Source organism: Nocardioides sp. LMS-CY (assembly GCF_018732145.1).
Taxonomy (GTDB): Bacteria; Actinomycetota; Actinomycetes; order Propionibacteriales; family Nocardioidaceae; genus Nocardioides; species Nocardioides soli.
The window spans coordinates 5147054-5163080 of the sequence record NZ_CP076104.1 but is presented as its reverse complement, the minus strand read 5'-3'; the positions used below and the strand labels follow the sequence as shown (position 1 = coordinate 5163080).

16 protein-coding genes are annotated in these 16027 nt (G+C 73.6%); 10 read left to right on the top strand and 6 right to left on the bottom strand.

What is annotated here, in order from left to right:
- Positions 1-4: 4 nt before the first annotated feature.
- Positions 5-688, bottom strand: coding sequence for a GntR family transcriptional regulator (locus tag KM427_RS24340; RefSeq protein WP_183595109.1), 684 nt, complete (start codon positions 686-688; stop codon positions 5-7).
- Between the two features lie 74 nt (positions 689-762).
- Between KM427_RS24340 and KM427_RS24335 the strand changes: the two genes are divergently transcribed.
- The 3 genes from KM427_RS24335 to hisC all read left to right on the top strand — a co-directional run bounded on the left by KM427_RS24335 (position 763) and on the right by hisC (position 3416).
- Positions 763-1650, top strand: a complete 888-nt coding sequence (locus tag KM427_RS24335) for a dimethylarginine dimethylaminohydrolase family protein (protein WP_252274849.1) — start codon at positions 763-765, stop codon at positions 1648-1650.
- Positions 1651-1766: 116 nt separating this feature from the next.
- Entirely contained in the window at positions 1767-2324 is a 558-nt protein-coding gene (locus KM427_RS24330; protein ID WP_183595110.1) for a VanZ family protein, read from the top strand.
- A gap of 21 nt (positions 2325-2345) precedes the next feature.
- Entirely contained in the window at positions 2346-3416 is a 1071-nt protein-coding gene (gene hisC / locus KM427_RS24325; protein WP_215525632.1) for a histidinol-phosphate transaminase, read from the top strand.
- Here hisC and KM427_RS24320 read toward each other — a convergent pair.
- Both KM427_RS24320 and KM427_RS24315 read right to left on the bottom strand, forming a co-directional pair.
- Positions 3406-4647, bottom strand: coding sequence for an MFS transporter (locus tag KM427_RS24320; protein WP_215525631.1), 1242 nt, complete (start codon positions 4645-4647; stop codon positions 3406-3408). The genes hisC and KM427_RS24320 overlap by 11 nt on opposite strands.
- The gene (locus tag KM427_RS24315) at positions 4644-5207 is read right to left on the bottom strand and encodes a winged helix-turn-helix domain-containing protein (protein ID WP_215525630.1); all 564 of its coding nucleotides are present in this window, start codon (positions 5205-5207) and stop codon (positions 4644-4646) included. Before KM427_RS24315 ends, KM427_RS24320 begins: the two co-directional genes overlap by 4 nt.
- A gap of 97 nt (positions 5208-5304) precedes the next feature.
- Between KM427_RS24315 and KM427_RS24310 the strand changes: the two genes are divergently transcribed.
- Both KM427_RS24310 and KM427_RS25785 read left to right on the top strand, forming a co-directional pair.
- The gene (locus KM427_RS24310; protein ID WP_215525629.1) at positions 5305-6513 is read left to right on the top strand and encodes a glycoside hydrolase family 3 N-terminal domain-containing protein; all 1209 of its coding nucleotides are present in this window, start codon (positions 5305-5307) and stop codon (positions 6511-6513) included.
- A complete protein-coding gene (locus KM427_RS25785) occupies positions 6510-6644 on the top strand; it encodes a hypothetical protein (protein ID WP_281374860.1) in 135 nt (44 codons plus the stop codon). Before KM427_RS24310 ends, KM427_RS25785 begins: the two co-directional genes overlap by 4 nt.
- 418 nt (positions 6645-7062) lie before the next feature.
- On the opposite strand, the gene KM427_RS24305 is transcribed toward KM427_RS25785, so the two are convergent.
- On the bottom strand, positions 7063-8913 hold the full coding sequence (locus KM427_RS24305) for a YhgE/Pip family protein (protein ID WP_215525628.1): 1851 nt from the start codon (positions 8911-8913) through the stop codon (positions 7063-7065).
- Entirely contained in the window at positions 8910-9524 is a 615-nt protein-coding gene (locus KM427_RS24300; protein ID WP_215525627.1) for a hypothetical protein, read from the bottom strand. The genes KM427_RS24305 and KM427_RS24300 overlap by 4 nt, the downstream gene beginning before the upstream one ends.
- A 64-nt stretch (positions 9525-9588) precedes the next feature.
- Between KM427_RS24300 and KM427_RS24295 the strand changes: the two genes are divergently transcribed.
- The gene (locus tag KM427_RS24295; RefSeq protein WP_252274847.1) at positions 9589-10530 is read left to right on the top strand and encodes a glutathione S-transferase family protein; all 942 of its coding nucleotides are present in this window, start codon (positions 9589-9591) and stop codon (positions 10528-10530) included.
- 129 nt (positions 10531-10659) lie between these two features.
- Here KM427_RS24295 and KM427_RS24290 read toward each other — a convergent pair whose 3' ends face one another.
- Positions 10660-11127 (bottom strand): SRPBCC family protein, encoded by a 468-nt coding sequence (locus tag KM427_RS24290; RefSeq protein ID WP_215525625.1) that lies wholly within the window; start codon positions 11125-11127, stop codon positions 10660-10662.
- 363 nt (positions 11128-11490) lie between these two features.
- On the opposite strand from KM427_RS24290, the gene pdhA reads away from it, so the two are divergent.
- The 4 genes from pdhA to KM427_RS24270 all read left to right on the top strand — a co-directional run bounded on the left by pdhA (position 11491) and on the right by KM427_RS24270 (position 16025).
- Positions 11491-12582: a pyruvate dehydrogenase (acetyl-transferring) E1 component subunit alpha gene (gene pdhA, locus KM427_RS24285; RefSeq protein ID WP_183595297.1), complete on the top strand. Its 1092-nt coding sequence runs from the start codon at positions 11491-11493 to the stop codon at positions 12580-12582.
- Position 12583: 1 nt separating this feature from the next.
- On the top strand, positions 12584-13570 hold the full coding sequence (locus KM427_RS24280) for an alpha-ketoacid dehydrogenase subunit beta (protein WP_215525624.1): 987 nt from the start codon (positions 12584-12586) through the stop codon (positions 13568-13570).
- A gap of 3 nt (positions 13571-13573) precedes the next feature.
- Positions 13574-14977 (top strand): dihydrolipoamide acetyltransferase family protein, encoded by a 1404-nt coding sequence (locus KM427_RS24275; protein ID WP_215525623.1) that lies wholly within the window; start codon positions 13574-13576, stop codon positions 14975-14977.
- A gap of 103 nt (positions 14978-15080) precedes the next feature.
- On the top strand, positions 15081-16025 hold the full coding sequence (locus KM427_RS24270) for a DUF2804 domain-containing protein (protein ID WP_215525622.1): 945 nt from the start codon (positions 15081-15083) through the stop codon (positions 16023-16025).
- The last annotated feature ends 2 nt before the right edge of the window (positions 16026-16027 follow it).

Sequence of the window (16027 nt, the reverse complement as noted above, 5' to 3'; positions counted from 1 at the left end):
CACCCTAGATGGGTGCGAGTCCGAGGGCCTGGAGGATCGAGGTCTCGGCGTCCTCGAGGTGGCGCACCAGGAAGGCCGATGCGGCCTCGACGTCGCCGCGCTCGAGCAGCATCACCAGCTGGGTGTGGCTGTCGGCCTGGTCGTGGGCGTTGCGGCGGATCCGGTCGACCTGGGCCAGCGCGAGGCGGAGCTCGACCATCAGGCCCTCGGCCATCGCGACCAGCCGCGGCGAGTCGGTGAGGCCGACCAGCGAGACGTGGAAGGCGAGGTGCCGCTCGTTGAGCTCCTGGTACGACGCACCGGCGCGGACCGCGCCGGTGTAGCTGACCAGCGAGGTGCGGACGCCGTCGCGGAGCGCCTCGTCGGCGTCCGGCCAGCGGCGTACTCCGGCGCCCTCGAGCACCTGCCGGGTCCGGCAGATGTCGCGCACCGAGTCGGGGTCGGTGGCGGCGACCGAGACGCCCCGGTTGGGCTCCCGGACGGCCAGCCCCTCGGCGACCAGCACGCCGAGCGCCTCGCGCACGGTCGGTCGGGAGACGCCGAGCGACTCGGCGAGCGCGACCTCGCGCAGCGGGGTGCCCGACTCGAGCTCGCCGTCGAACACCGCCCGCCGCAGCTCGTCGGCCACGCGGTCGACGGTCGAGGCGAGCTCGACGTGGAGGGTGCTGAACGGCCCGGGTGCGGACATGGCGCCCATTCTGCTCTACACTCCGCTTGTCATATTGTCCGACAATCAGGCAATACGAGGATCGGGGGATCTCAGTGGAGGGACTGGCCTGGGGCCGCAGGTACGTCATGGTCGAGCCGACCCACTTCCGGGTCGAGTACGTCATCAATCCGTTCATGGATCCCGCCGACCAGCCCGACCCGGCGCGGGCGATGGCGCAGTGGCGCGGCCTGGTCGCCGCGATCGAGCGGCACGGCGGCGTCGTCGAGGCGCTGCCGCAGCGCGCCGACGCCCCCGACATGGTCTACGCGATGAACCTCGGCCTCGGCCTGGAGCGGGCCGGCGGCGCCCCACACGTGGTGCTGTCGCACATGCGGTACGCCGAGCGCCGGATGGAGACCCGCTCGGCGCAGCCGTGGTTCGCGGCGCACGGCTTCGCCACGTCGTACGTCGGGAGCGACGGGGTCGGCCCGCACCTCGAGGCGGGCGACGCGTTCGCGTTCGGCGACGCGCTGATCGTCGGCTACGGACCGCGCACCGAGGAGCTCGCGCTCAAGCACCTCGCCATCGAGCTCGGGGTGCGGGTCCGCGGCGTGCGGATCACCCACCCCGGCATGTACCACCTCGACCTGGCCTTCTGCCCGCTCGACGAGCACCGCGCCCTGGTCTGCCCGGCCGCCCTCGACGAGGCGTCGGCGGCGGCCCTGCTCGACCTGGTGCCCGAGCCGCTGGTGCTGACCGAGGAGGAGGCGCTGACGACCTTCTGCGCCAACTCGATCGTGATCGGCTCGACGGTCGTGATGCCCGCCTGTCCCGACCGGGTCCGCGCGCAGCTGGAGGAGTGGGGCTTCGAGATCGTGCTCGTCGACGTGTCGGAGTTCCACAAGGGCGGTGGCTCGATCCGCTGCCTGACCAACCCGGTCGACGTCCGGATCGGCCGCGACCTGCCGGCCGTGCCGGGTGGTGAGGTGGTGCTGGCGTAGGGGCCGCCGTTTCCCCGGTCGGCCGGGGAAGCGGTGGCGACACGCCGGTGGTGTACGGCGTGTCGCCGCCGTTTCCCCTGACCACCCCGCGCGGGACCGCCCGCTACGGTCGAGGCGTGTTTCCGGTGGGTGGGGTGGGGGTGATGCTGGCCCTGATCGCGGTGGCCGGTGCGCTCTGCGCGCTGCTGGCGCTGGCCCTGCAGCGGCGGCTGGGCTGGCTGACCGCGTGGTCGATCGCGGGCTTCCTGTGGTCGCTGGCGATCATCGCCTCGGTGACGCTGATCCCGGCCCACGGGGCGCCCGGCATCGTCGCGGCCGAGGGGCGGCTCGAGACCTGCTCGTGGGACCTCGGCGGCCCGGCCCCGGACGGCTTCTGGATCTTCGCCGGCGGGCAGCGGATGCTCAACACGCTGATCTTCGTCCCGGCCGGCGCCCTGCTGGTGCTGGCCGTCGCGCGCTGGCGGGCGGCGTGGGTGCTGGTGCCGCTCGGGCTCGCCGGACTCGCGGCGTACTCCGTCGCGATCGAGGGCACCCAGCTCGCGCTGGCCCGGATCGACCGGGCCTGCGACGTCACCGACGTCGTCGACAACGTCACCGGGGCGGCCCTCGGCGTCGGCATCGGGATCGTGCTGGCGCTGGTGCTCCGGCCCTGGAGGTACCGCCGCCGGGCCTAGCCCGGGCATAGCCTGACGGCCATGAGCGCCCCCCAGCCCCGAGCGAACGTGGCGGAGATCCCGCCGTACGTCGCGGGCAAGCCGCCGACGGTCCGACCCGGGATGACGTCGTACAAGCTGTCCTCCAACGAGAACCCCTACCCGCCGCTGCCCGGCGTGATCGAGGCCGTCCAGGCCGGCGTCGGCGCGATGAACCGCTACCCCGACATGGGCAGCGCCGCGCTCTACGCCGCGCTCGCCGAGACCTTCGACGTGCCGGTCGAGCACCTCTCGGTGGCGACCGGGTCGGTGGGGCTGATCTACCAGCTGGTGCAGGCCTTCTGCGATCCCGGCGACGAGGTCGTCTTCGCCTGGCGGTCCTTCGAGGCCTACCCGATCGCGGTCACCGCCGCGGCCGCGACGGCGGTCACGGTGCCGGTGCTCGCCGACGGCCGCCACGACCTCGACGCGATGGCCGCCGCGGTCACCGAGCGCACCAAGGTCGTCCTCGTCTGCACGCCCAACAACCCGACCGGGCCGGCCGTCACCCAGGCCGAGCTCGACGCGTTCCTGGCGCAGGTGCCGTCGCACGTGCTGGTGGTGGTCGACGAGGCGTACGTCGAGTTCGTGCGGATGGCCGACCCCGTCGACGGAGTCGCGACGTACCGCCGCCACCAGAACGTCGTGCTGACCCGCACCTTCTCCAAGGCCTACGGGCTCGCGGGCTTCCGGGTCGGGTACGCCGTGGCGCCGGCCCCGATCGCGGCCGCGCTGCGGGCGGTGTCGCTGCCCTTCGGCGTCTCGACCGTCGCCCAGGCCGCGGCGATCGCCTCGCTCGAGCGCCGCGACGAGCTCCTCGAGCGCGTCGACGCGCTCGTCGTCGAGCGCACCCGGGTGGTCGCGGCGCTGCGGGCCGCGGGCTGGGAGGTGCCGGAGGCGCAGGGCAACTTCGTGTGGTTCGACCTCGGCGAGCGCACCCTCGACTTCGCGGCCGCGGCGGACGCGGCCGGCATCGTCGTCCGCCCCTTCGTCGGGGACGGCTGCCGGGTGTCGATCGGTGAGACCGAGGCCAACGACCGGCTGGTCGCGGTCGCCGCGGCGTTCAGGCGCTGACGGCCGCCGGCTCCCGTGCCGGCCGGCGGTCGATCTCGCGCCAGCGGCGGTCGACGGCCGGCAGCATCGTCACGGCGAAGTACGCCGCGCCGGTGATCAGCAGCGCCGGCGACAGTCCGAGCCCGGCGACCAGCAGGCCGCCCAGGAGCCCGCCGAACGGCATCAGCGCGAAACCCATCGCGGTGCTCAGGGAGGTGACCCGGCCCACGAGGGCGTCGGGGATCCGCTCGTACATCACCGCACCCAGGATCGGGTTGATGAAGCCCGAGGCGAACCCGCTCGCCGCGCACACGGCGAGCACCGTCCACAGCGGCACGTCGAGCGCCAGCACCACGTAGCGCGGCGCACCGCAGATCAGGAACGCGAGCAGGTAGGTGCGGTAGCGGGGCAGTCGGTCGGCCCAGGCGGACGCGCAGACCGCGCCGATGGCCGCCGCGCCCCCGAACGTGGCGAACAGCAGCCCCACCGTCGCCGCGCTGCCGGTGGTCGCCTTCGCCCAGACCGGTACCAGGACCGCGGCGTTCGCCAGGTCGAGCAGGTTCGTCAGCGAGACCATGATCGCGATGCCGAGCAGGATCCGGTCGCCGCGCAGGTGGCTCCATCCCTCGCGGAGCCTGGTGGCGTACGCCGCCGGAGGCTGGTCGACCACCGTGGCGGCCGGTCGGGCGAGTGTGGACGTCGACCAGGCGAGCACCGCGGCCGAGACGCCGAAGCTGAGCGCGTCGACGACCAGCGCGTCGGCCGCGCCGACGAGAGCGACCAGCCCGCCGGCCGCCGCGGCCCCCAGCAGGCTGGCGGTCCGCTCGACCGTGGAGTGCAGGCCGGTCGCCCGTTCCAGGGGCACGCCCGCCTCGGTGACCAGCGCGGGGGTGAGCGCGGCCTTGGCGGCGTCGCCCGGGCCGCGGAGGCCGCCCGCGACGGCGACCAGCAGCAGGAACAGGGGGAACGGCAGCCACCCCGACTCGTGGAGCAGCGGGATCGCGCCGACCGCCACCACGGAGAGCAGGTCGCAGGTGATCGCGACCCGGCGGGCGCCGAGCCGGTCGATGACGGGTCCGCCGAGCACCTTGAGCACGACCAGGGGGAGCATCTCCGCGAGCGCCACCAGGCCGGTCCGCGTCGCGCTCCCGGTCGTCGTCAGCACGAGCCACGGCAGCGCGACCATCGAGATCCGGGTGCCGGTGAGCGAGACCGCCTCGGAGACCAGCCAGCCGTAGAGCGGGCGCCTCACGGTGCCAGGCTCCGTGGGTGGCGGTAGGTGTTCACGTTGACCATGAACGGCGCCGCCTCCGGGTCGTCGTCGTCCTCGACCTCGTCCAGGATCGCGAGCAGGCGGTCCGTCAGCGCGCTCGCCCGGGCCGGGGTCAGCCGGAACACCCGGTCGCTCATCGTGCCGGCCTCGCGCCACGGCGCGGGCAACAGCGACAACTGCTCGACGGAGGCCTGGAGATTGCCCGCGTAGTTGATCGCGACCGCCTGGAGGTAGGCGTCGTACGTCTCGTGCTCCTCAGGGGTGGTCGCCGATGCGGTGTCGACCTCCGTCAGCTGGTGCCGCGCGCGCCACCACCGCTCACGCCCGTTGCCGCGCTCGGGGTCGTCGACCACGAAGCCGTGCTCGGCGAGCTGCCGCAGGTGGTACGACGTCGTCCCGGTGTTCAGCCCGAGCCGTCCCGCCAGGGTCGTCGCCGTCGCCGGCCCGTCGAGGCGCAGCAGGCCGAGCATCCGCAGGCGGACGGGGTGGGCCAGCGCCTTGAGCGCCTGGGGGGACGGGGTGACCGAGCTGACGTCCATGCGATCACGGTACGACTGCAGAGGTCTCTTTGCAAAGAGATCTCTGCAATTAAGGCGGTCCCGCTCCCACGTGGCCTGCCCGGTACCGTCGTCCGAGATGCACCTCCGAGAGCACGCGATCGTCCTCCTGCTGACGCTGGTGCTCGGAGTCGGTCTCGCCGCCGCGGGGAGCGCGAGCGCCGAGACCGTGCTGCCGGGCGGCACGCTCGCGCCCGGGGCCGTGGCGCCGGAGCCGACGGCGGCCGAGCGGGTGCTCGACCGGATGACGCTCCGGCAGCAGGTCGGCCAGCTCTTCATGGTCGGCACGGCCGCGGACCGAGCCGACCCGCGCACCCGCGCCCAGGTCCGCCGCTTCCACGTCGGCAACGTGATGCTGACCGGGCGCAGCTACCACGGCGTCCGTCCCCCGGCCCGGGTCTCCCGCGCGATGCGCGCCCAGGTCTCCGAGCGGAGCACGGCCGGGGTGGGCCTCTTCGTCGGCACCGACCAGGAGGGCGGCCTGGTCCGGGTGCTCCAGGGGCCCGGGTTCGCCCCGATGCCGACCGCGCTGGTGCAGGGCGGCTGGGCGCCCGCACGACTGCGGTCCGCGGCGTACCGCTGGGCGCGCGAGCTGGGCCGGGCCGGGGTGAACCTCGACCTCGCGCCGGTCCTCGACACCGTCCCGAGCCCCCGGGCCGCGCGGCACAACCCGCCGATCGGCGTCTACGACCGGCAGTTCGGCTACACCCCGCGGGTCGTCTCGCGGCACGGCGTCGCCTTCGTGCGCGGCATGGACCGCGGGCGGGTGGCGACCGCGGTCAAGCACTTCCCGGGTCTCGGCCGGGTGCGCGCGAACACCGACACCAGCGCCGACGTCGTCGACCGGGTCACCCGTCGCCACGACCCGTACCTCGCGCCGTTCCAGGACGCCGTCGACGCCGGTGCGCCGTTCGTGATGATGTCCACCGCGCGCTACGCCCGGCTCGACCCGACCCAGCCGGCGGCGTTCTCGCCGTACGTCGTCACCACGATGCTGCGCGGCGACCTCGGCTTCGAGGGCGTGGTGATCTCCGACGACCTCGCCCACGCCCGTCAGGTGGCGCGGGTCCCGCCCGGCCGGCGCGCGCTGCGCTTCGTCGCGGCCGGCGGCGACATGGTGCTCACCGTCGACCCGGCGCCGCTGCCGGCGATGTACGGGGCCGTCCTCGCCCGGGCCCGCACGCACTCCGGCTTCCGTGCGCTGGTCCGGGCCGCCGCCCTCCGCGTGCTCACCGCCAAGGAGCGGCAGGGGCTGCTGCCGCACGCACGGGGTACCGGTCGCTCATGAAGCTGATGAGGACCGTGGCCTTGGCCGGCATCGCCAAGAAGCTGTACGACGAGTCGCGCAAGCCCGAGAACCAGGCCCGCATCCGCGCCGCCGCCGAGCGGCTCCGCGAGCGGCGCGGCCGCCGGCGCTGAGGTGGTCCGGCGGCTGCGGGGGTGGTTTCGAGGCTCGGGCCTGGCGGCCCTCGCACCTCGACCACCGTGGGCGGGGCCTGGCGGTCCTCGCGCCTCGACCACCGTGGGCGGGGCCTGGCGGTCCTCGCGCCTCGACCACCGTGGGCGGGGCCTGGCGGTCCTCGCGCCTCGACCACCGTGGGCGGGGCCTGGCGGTCCTCGCGCCTCGACCACCGTGGGCGGGGCCTGGCGGTCCTCGCGCCTCGACCACCGTGGGCGGGGCCTGGCGGTCCTCGCGCCTCGACCACCGTGGGCGGGGCCTGGCGGCCCTCGCGCCTCGACCACCGTGGGCGGGGCCTGGCGGCCCTCGCACCTCAACCACCGACGGTGGTTGAGGAGGTTGCGCTAGCAACCGTCTCGAAACCCCGTGGGCCGGGCGCTACAGCGACAGCTCCGGCTTGATCCGGGCGATCGACCAGCGACGCCGGCGCCGGGCGGCCACCGACGTCAGCGCGAGGGCGAGCACCAGCCAGCCGACGAGCACCAGGACGTCGTACCAGGCGAGCCCGGAGAGGCCGCCGTACATGAGCTGGCGGAGCCCGTCGACGGCGTACGACATCGGCAGTACGTGGTGGACGCCGTGCAACGGGGTCGGGATCGTCTGCCATGGGAACGTGCCGCCGGCGGTGACCAGCTGCAGCACCATCAGCGCGAGGCCGAGGAACTGGCCGGCGGGGCCGAGCCAGGCGTTGAGCGCGTGCACGATCGCGATGAACGTGATCGAGACCAGCATCATGAACAGCAGGGTCGGCACCACGTGGGCGGGCTCGATGCCGACGCCCAGGGTCACCACGGTGAGGACGACGGCCATCTGCGCGAGGCCGAGCAGGGCGGGCGGGTACCAGCCGCCGAGGGCGACCCGGAGCGGCGCCTGGTTCGCGGCGATCGCGCGGTCGGAGAGCGGGCGGACCAGCAGGAACAGCACGTAGCCGCCGATCCACGCGGCGAGGGCGAGGAAGAACGGCGCGAGGCCGGCGCCGTACGAGCCGGCCTCGGCGCGGGCCCGGTCCACGATGCCCACCGGGTCGGCCAGGGTGCCGGCCGTGGAGGCGACCGTCGTGTCGGACAGGTCGGGGATCTGGTCGACGCCGTCGGTGAGACCGGACGCCAGCCGGTCGGCGCCCTGGTCGAGCCGCACGAGGCCGCGGCGCAGCGACTCCGAGCCCGACGCGAGCCGGCCGGAGCCCGTGTGGGCCTGGGCGATCCCCGACGTGAGCGCCGGCGTCGCGTCGGCCAGCCGGTCCGCGCCGTCGGCCACCTGACCGGCGCCGGAGGCGAGTTGGTCGAGCCGCGCGGACGCCGTGCGGACCTTCCCGGTCACAGTGGCCAGCGGCACGTTCAGGTCGTCGTAGACGGCGAGGATCGCCTGGCGCTGCTGGGCGTCGAGTCCCTGCTCGCGCATCCGCTGCACCAGGTCGCGTCGGCCGTTGCGGTAGAGCGCCGACACGTCGCCGGCGACGGTCGCGGCCTCCCGGCCGAGCTGCGCGATCTCGTCGTTCCCCGCGGCCACCCGGGCCGCGCCGTCGGCGAGCCGGCGGGTCTGCGAGGGCAGCGCGGAGGTACGCCGCTCCAGCGTGCCGAGACCCTGGTCGAGCCGGTCGGCGCCGCGGGCCAGCTGCCGGGCTCCGGAGCGCGCCGTGTCCAGTCCGTCGGCGAGTCGTTGGGCGCCGTCGGCCGCGTCGACCAGCCGGGCGCGGATGTCGCCGAGACTCCGCAGGAACGTCGTCGCCGCGCGCTCGGTGACCTGGCTCGAGATCGCCGCGCGCACCTTGGTGGTGACCGTGTCGGCGATGGTGCCGGCGAGGTAGGAGTTGGCGTCGTTGGTGGTCATCACCAGCCGCGCCTGCTCCGGATCGAACCGGGCCGGGCTGGTCAGCGCGGCCGAGAATCCCGCCGGGATCGTCAGCGCGAAGTCGTAGCTGCCGTCCTCGACGCCGGAGGCCGCCTCGTCGGCCGACACCTCGTGCCACTCGAAGTCGCCGGAGTCGATCAGCTGGTCGGCGATGTCGCGGCCGAAGCGCACCTCCTCGCCCTCGAGCCGGGCGCCGGTGTCGGCGACCACCAGCGCGGCCGGGACGCGGGTCAGCCCGCCGTACGGATCGTGGTTGGCGTAGAGGTAGAGCCCGGCGTAGAGCGTCGGGATCAGGATCATCGCGAGCACGGCCAGGCGCGGCAGCCGGCCCGAGGTGATCCGGCGCAGCTCGGTGAAGGCGATCCGGAAGGAGGTCACTCCGCGCCTCCGATCGTCCCGGCCGGCACCGAGAGCAGGTGCCGCGAGGTCTCGCCGACCGTGACGAGCACGCCGTACCCGCGCCGGGCCAGCTCCGCCGTCACCGGCTCCCACTGGGCAGGTGTGACCCCCCAGCGGTCCGGCAGGGTCAGCACCAGGAACCGGACGCCGGTGCGCAGCGCGGCCGAGCGCAGCAGCAGCGCGGTCCGGCGATCCGCCGGCACGTCCTCGGTCCGGCGGCCCAGCTCGACGTCGGGCGCCCAGGCCCGCACCGCCCGGCGCCGGGCCGGCTGCCCGGCCATCGCGAGCTCCTCGCCGAGGATGGTGCCGAAGGGCACCTGCTCGTCGGGTTCGCTCACCCCGGGGACGTCCACGAGCGCCACCCCGGTCTGGCGGGTGCGGTCCAGGACGGAGGAGTCGAGCGTGGCCGTGCCCGCGTCGGGCCGGAACCGCCCGGCGAGCACGAGGGCGAGGGCGGTGTGGGCGTGGCCCGGCTCGCCGACCAGGGCCCGCACCTCGCCGGAGCGGAGCTCCACGTCGGTGGCGGGGAGCAGCGGCCGGGGCCGACCGCGGACGAGGATGCCGGACGCGCGCAGCACGTGCTGGGTCATGGCATGACGCTACGTCCGGGTGGACGCACGCGGAGTGGTTGAGAGTTCATCTACCATGGGTCGCATGGCCTATGCGAGCGAGGGTGAGTTCAAGCGCGACGCGACGTACATCCCGGACCGGATCACCAAGAACGCGCGCCGGCCCGAGCACGGCCCGGTCGACGGTGAGCTGTGGCCGGTCGAGGCGGGCCGCTACCGGCTGGTCGCGGCGAAGGCCTGCCCGTGGGCGACCCGCACGATCATCGTGCGGGAGCTGCTCGGGCTCGAGGACGTGATCTCGCTCGGCACCCCCGGGCCGACCCACGACGAGCGCAGCTGGACCTTCGACCTCGACCCCGGCGGGGTCGACCCGGTGCTCGGCATCGAGCGGATCCAGGAGGCCTACCTCGAGCGCTTCCCGGACTACCCGCGCGGCATCACCGTGCCGGCGATCGTGGACGTCCCGACCGGCCAGGTCGTCACCAACGACTTCCCGTGGATCACCCACGACTTCTTCTTCGAATGGCGGGAGTTCCACCGGGCCGACGCGCCGAACCTGTGGCCGGCCGAGCTCCGCGAGGAGATGGAGCAGGTCATGCGGCGCATCTACACCGAGGTGAACAACGGGGTCTACCGCTGCGGCTTCGCCGGCTCGCAGGAGGCCTACGACGCGGCGTACGACCGGCTCTGGACCGCCCTGGACTGGCTCGAGGAGCGGCTCGCCTCCCGTCGCTACCTGATGGGCGACGCGCTGACCGAGGCCGACGTGCGGCTGTGGACCACGCTGGCCCGCTTCGACGCGGTCTACCACGGCCACTTCAAGTGCAACCGCCAGAAGCTCACCGAGCTGCCCCACCTCTGGGGCTACGCCCGCGAGCTCTACGCGATCCCGGCCCTCGGCGGCAACACCGACTTCGAGCAGATCAAGCGGCACTACTACGTCGTGCACAGCGACATCAACCCCACCCAGGTCGTGCCGAAGGGGCCCGACCCCGCCGTCTGGCTGGAGCCCCACGGGCGCGGCTGAGTCCGCCTCGGGGCGCCGGCCGTCGCGGACGTTGTCAGGCGAAGCGAGCGCGACGCGCCGGTGTGCGTCGGCGTGTCGCGCTCGTTTCCCCGGGCGACCGGGGAAACGAGGGGCCTGCGGAGGCGCCGGTCAGGCGCGGTCGGCCACGTCCGACTCCGCCGCGGCGCGCAGGTTGTCGAGGGTCCGCTCGATGGAGCGGGCGTGCACCTTCGGGTAGCCGAGGGCGCCGAGGACCCAGCGGGTCGGGGCGTTGCAGTGACTGACGTCCCAGGTCTCGGTGACCCGCGTGCCGCCGCCGTCGCTCTCGGGCAGCGGCTCGAGCTCGTAGCGCCAGCGGTGCGTGCCGAGGTGCCGCCAGGCGATCAGCCGGTCGGCCTCGAACTCGACGACCCGGTTGCGGATCCGGTACGGCGCGCCGATCCGCATGCTCATGCCGAACGTCGAGCCCAGCGCCAGCCGCTCGGGCCCCGCGAGCGACCCTCGCACGGTGCCGGACCCGTCGATCCGGGCGTGCTGGCGCGGGTCGGCGAGGATGTCGAACACGGTCGCCGCCGGTGCGGCGACCGTGATCGAGCGCGTGACGTTGGAGGCGGTCATGCCCCTGACCCTAGGCCGGACCGGCTGGCCTAGGGTCGGGTTGGTCAAGTGGGCGCCGTCGCGAGCGGCGCGGAGTTGATCAACACGGCCTGGGGTCAGAGTCCTAGGGCGTCCGAGTGGATTGGCGGGCTCGTCGGAGGCGCGGGTAGTTTTGCTGTGCACGATGTGCCCCGGGTCACAGGCGCACCACCCCCGCGTCCGCGCCCGGAGCGCCTGACCTCGGCGCACGGAGATCCCGTCCATGCCGACGACCTCGAAGGAGTGCACGTGACCCAACGCAGCAGCGAAGTAGGGGCCGGGGACGGCTTCGGCCCGGACCTCGCCGAGGTCTTCGGTCCGTCCCAGCAGGACGGCGGCCCGGAACTGGTGCAGCTCCTGACCCCCGAGGGTGAGCGCGTCGACCACCCCGGGTTCCGTTTCGACACCGAAGAGCGGGCCGAGGACGAGGTCATCCGCGGGTTCTACCGCGACATGGTGCTGACCCGGCGCATCGACGTCGAGGCCACCGCGCTCCAGCGCCACGGCGAGCTCGGCATCTGGGCCCAGCTGCTGGGCCAGGAGGCCGCCCAGGTGGGCGCCGGGCGCGCGCTGCGCCCCCAGGACTTCGTGTTCCCGACCTACCGCGAGCACGGCGTCGCCTGGTGCCGCGGCGTCGACCCGCTCGACCTGCTCGGCCTCTTCCGCGGGGTCGACCAGGGTGGCTGGGACCCCGACGACAAGAACTTCGGGCTCTACACGATCGTGATCGGCGCGCAGACCCTGCACGCCACCGGCTACGCGATGGGCATGCAGCGCGACGGCGTGGTCGGCACCGGCGACCCCGACCGGGACGCCGCGGTGATCGCGCACTTCGGCGACGGCGCCTCCTCGCAGGGCGACGTCAACGAGGCCTTCGTGTTCGCCGCGTCCTACAACGCCCCGGTCGTGTTCTTCTGCCAGAACAACCAGTGGGCGATCTCCGAGCCGTTCGAGCGCCAGAGTCGGATCCCGCTCTACCAGCGGGCCCTGGGCTTCGGCTTCCCGGGCGTCCGCGTCGACGGCAACGACGTGCTCGCGACGTACGCCGTGACGCAGGCGGCCCTGCAGCGCGCCCGCGAGGGCCAGGGCCCGACGTTCGTGGAGGCCTACACCTACCGGATGGGCGCGCACACCACGACCGACGACCCGACCCGCTACCGGCTCTCCGACGACCTGGAGCGCTGGAAGCTCAAGGACCCGATCGCCCGGGTCGAGGCCTACCTGCGCCGCAACGGGCTCGCCGACGACGACTTCTTCGGCGCCGTGCAGGCGGAGGCCGACGACCTCGGTGTCCGCCTGCGGGAGGGCTGCCGGGCCCTGCCCGATCCGTCGCCACTGTCGATCTTCGACCACGTGTACGCCGAGCTGACCGAGGAGCTCGAGGTGCAGCGCGACGGCTTCGCGGCCTACCTCGAGAGCTTCGAGGGGGTGCGCTGAGATGGCTCAGACTCAGAAGGTGACCCTCGCGAAGGCGCTCAACATGGGCCTGCGCAAGGCGATGGAGGACGACCCCAAGGTCGTGCTCATGGGCGAGGACATCGGCAAGCTCGGCGGCGTCTTCCGGATCACCGACGGGCTGCAGAAGGACTTCGGCGAGGACCGGGTCATCGACTCGCCGCTCGCGGAGTCCGGCATCGTCGGCACCGCCGTCGGCCTCGCGATGCGCGGCTACCGCCCGGTCGTGGAGATCCAGTTCGACGGGTTCGTCTACCCGGCGTACGACCAGATCGTCTGCCAGGTCGCGAAGATCCAGTTCCGCTCGCAGGGCAAGCTCAAGATGCCGATGGTCATCCGGATCCCCTTCGGCGGCGGCATCGGCGCGGTCGAGCACCACAGCGAGTCGCCGGAGGCGCAGTTCGCGCACACACCCGGGCTCAAGGTGGTGGCCTGCTCCAACCCGGTCGACGGCTACTGGATGATCCAGCAGGCCATCGCCTCCGACGACCCGGTGATCTTCCTGGAGCCGAAGCGGCAGTACCACGCCGACAAGGCCGATCTCGACGACACCGCCACCCCGGAGCCGCTCTTCACCTCGCGGGTGGTGCGGGCGGGCAGCGACGTCACCGTGCTCGCCTACGGCCCCACGGTGAAGACCGCGCTCAAGGCCGCCGAGGCGGCCGCCGGCGAAGGACGCTCGCTCGAGGTGATCGACCTGCGCACGCTGTCGCCGCTCGACATGGCGCCCGTCTACGAGTCGGTACGCCGGACCGGCCGGGTGGTCGTGACCCACGAGGCGCACGTCAACCTCGGCATGGGCGCCGAGCTCACGGCCCGGATCACCGAGGAGTGCTTCTACTCGCTGGAGGCGCCGGTGCTGCGGGTGGGCGCGTTCGACACGCCGTACCCGCCCTCGCGGATCGAGGAGGACTACCTCCCCGACCTCGACCGGGTGCTCGACGCCGTCGACCGATCGATGGGGTTCTGATCCGTGGCCGAGTACCTGCTCCCCGACGTGGGTGAGGGCCTCACCGAGGCCGAGATCGTCAGCTGGAAGGTCAAGGTCGGCGACGAGGTCGCCGTCAACGACGTCGTCGTCGAGATCGAGACCGCGAAGTCGATCGTCGAGCTGCCGTCGCCGTACGCCGGCACCGTGACCGCGCTGCTCGTGCCCGAGGGCGAGACCGTGCCCGTGGGCACCCCGATCATCGCGATCGGCGCCGAGGCGTCGGCGGCCGAGCCCGCCGCTGTCCCCGAGCCGCCGGCGGAGATCGACCTGTCCAACCCGGCCGCCTCCGGCGGTGGCGAGGGCGAGTCGCTCGTGGGCCGCAACAAGGCCGACCGCGGTCCGGTCCGGCGCGCACGCAAGGTGTCGTCGGGCGCGGCGGCCGCGCAGCTGCAGGCGCAGGCGGCCTTCGGCCCCGGTGCCGCGCCGATGGTCGAGGCCGAGCCGGCGCCCGAGCCGGTGCCGGCGCAGTCCGTGGCGCGGGCGTCCTCGGCCGACGTACGGGTGCTGGCCAAGCCGCCCGTGCGCAAGCTCGCCAAGGACCTCGGCGTCGACCTGGCCACGCTGGCCCCGTCCGGCCCGAACGGCACGGTCTCTCGTGAGGACGTCGAGGCGGCTGCGGCGGCCGGGACGTCATACGGTGAGAGCCAGGGGACACACCGTCCGTATGACGTCCCGCAGGGCGAGCGGGAGTGGCGCGAGCCGGTCAAGGGCGTGCGCAAGATGATGGCCCAGGCGATGAGCCAGTCGGCGTTCACCAGCCCGCACGTCACCGAGTGGGTCACCGTCGACGTCACCCGGACAATGGAGCTCGTCGAGCGGCTCAAGTCCCGCCGCGAGTTCCGCGAGCTGCGGGTCAGCCCGCTCCTGGTGCTCGTGCGGGCGTGCATCCTGGCGATACGGCGGACGCCGGAGATCAACTCCTGGTGGGACGAGGCCGCGCAGGAGGTCGTCTACAAGCGCTACGTCAACCTCGGCATCGCCGCGGCCACCCCGCGCGGGCTGGTCGTGCCGAACGTCAAGGACGCCGAGTCGATGTCGCTCGTCGAGCTCGCCTCGGCTCTCGGGCAGCTCGTGGAGACGGCCCGGTCCGGCAGGACGCAGCCCGCGGAGATGAGCGGCGGCACGTTCACGATCACCAACGTGGGTGTCTTCGGCATCGACGCCGGGACGCCGATCATCAATCCGGGCGAGTCGGCGATCCTCGCCTTCGGCGCGATCAACAAGCGGCCTTGGGTCGACGAGGCCACCGGGGAGATCGTCGCCCGCGACGTGACCACCCTGGCGCTCTCCTTCGACCATCGGCACATCGACGGCGAGCTGGGGTCGCGGTTCCTGGCCGACGTGGCGGGTCTGCTGGAGGATCCGGGGACGGCGCTGCTGTTCTGAGTCGCCGCCGTTTCCCCGGCTGCCCGGGGAAACGGCGGCGACACGCCGGGCCGCACCGGCGTGTCGCGCTCGCTTCGGCTGACAAGCCCCGTAGACGACTGTCGTGACCGAACGCGAGATCACCGAGCCCGTCGACCTCTGCCTGCCGAACGGCCGTCTCAACCCGGCGGCCGTCGGCTGGGCGCGGCGACCGCTGGTGCGTCCCAACCTCCGGGGCTGGGGCCGGGCGAAGCGCTGGGAGTACTGGGGCGTCGTCACCGACCGCTTCTGCCTCGGCCTCGTCGTCTCGTCGCTCGACTACGCCGGCGTCTGCTCGCTGTGGGTGCTCGACCGCGAGACCGGCCGCACCTGGGAGCGCGAGGCGGTGCCGCCGCTCGGCCGCGGCGTCGCGATCCCGCGGGGGTACGGCGGGGTCGCGTCGGTGACGTCCAGGGCGCTGCGCCTCGAGGTCTCCGACAACGCGCTGCGGGCGACCGCGCCCGGGGTGGACGTCGACCTCACCGTCGCTCCGGGCGCCGAGGTGCTCGGTGTGGTGGTGCCGTGGAGCAGCCGGCGCTTCCAGTACACCGTCAAGGACGTCTCCCGCCCGGTCGGCGGCAGCCTGCGGCTCGACGGCACGGCGTACGACGTGAGCGGCTGGGCGGTGCTGGACCACGGCCGGGGCAAGTGGCCGTACGCCGTGACCTGGAACTGGGCCGCGGGCTCCGGGGACGGTCGCGGACTCACCCTGGGCGGGAAGTGGACCGACGGCACCGGGATCACCGAGAACGGCCTCTTCGTCGACGGCCGGCTGCACAAGATCGGCGCCGACCTGGTGTGGGAGTACGACCGCGGCGACTGGCTGCGCCCGTGGCGGATCCGCGGTGACGGGGTCGACGCGACGTTCACGCCCTTCCACGAGAAGGTGTCGCGCACCAACCTCGGCGTGGTGGCCAACGAGACCCACCAGTGCTTCGGGCACTGGTCGGGCTGGGCGAGCGCCGACGGCGAGCGCGTCGAGCTCGACGGCCTGGTCGGCTGGGCAGAGGAGGCGCGCAACCGCTGGTGAGG